This window comes from Pseudoduganella aquatica (assembly GCF_009857595.1).
Lineage (GTDB): Bacteria > Pseudomonadota > Gammaproteobacteria > Burkholderiales > Burkholderiaceae_D > Rugamonas > Rugamonas aquatica_A.
On record NZ_WWCU01000127.1, the window covers coordinates 1 to 485 of the forward strand.

Annotated in this window: 1 protein-coding gene; it reads right to left on the bottom strand. The window is 61.9% G+C overall.

Annotated elements, in window-relative coordinates; genetic code table 11:
- On the bottom strand, positions 1-485 hold a 485-nt coding region (locus GTP77_RS29880), incomplete at both ends, for a transposase (RefSeq protein ID WP_161075758.1).

Genomic DNA, 485 nt, shown 5'->3' on the forward strand with positions numbered 1-485 from the left:
TCCTGCGCCTCCGACAACGGCTTCTCCTTGCTGCCTTTGCGCTGGATATGCATGCGCCAGCCTTCGCCCGTCAACCGCGCCTCGCGCTTGCCGTTGAGGTATCCCTTGTCGGCGTAGACGTCGCGGCTGGTATTGCAGGGATCGAGCACGTCCTCGAGATGCAGCGTGTCGTGCTCGCTCGCGGTGCAGACCTTGATTTTGCGGATCAACTTGTAGCGCTTGTCGGCACTGGCCGAGAGCTTGTAGCCGAAGAAGGACTTGCTGTGTTTCTTGGTCCAGCGCGCGTCGGTGTCCTTCTGGCGCCGCTTGGCCGGCTTCCAGTCGATGGGCGTCGCGACCTCTTTTACGATGGCCTTTTCTTCCTTGCTCAGCGATTGCTTTGGCACCTGCACGAAGCTGGCGTCGATCATCTGGCCGCCGCGCGCAATGTAGCCGTGCTTGGCCAGTTGCCGGTTGACCGCGTCGAAGATGCTTTCGCTGGCGCC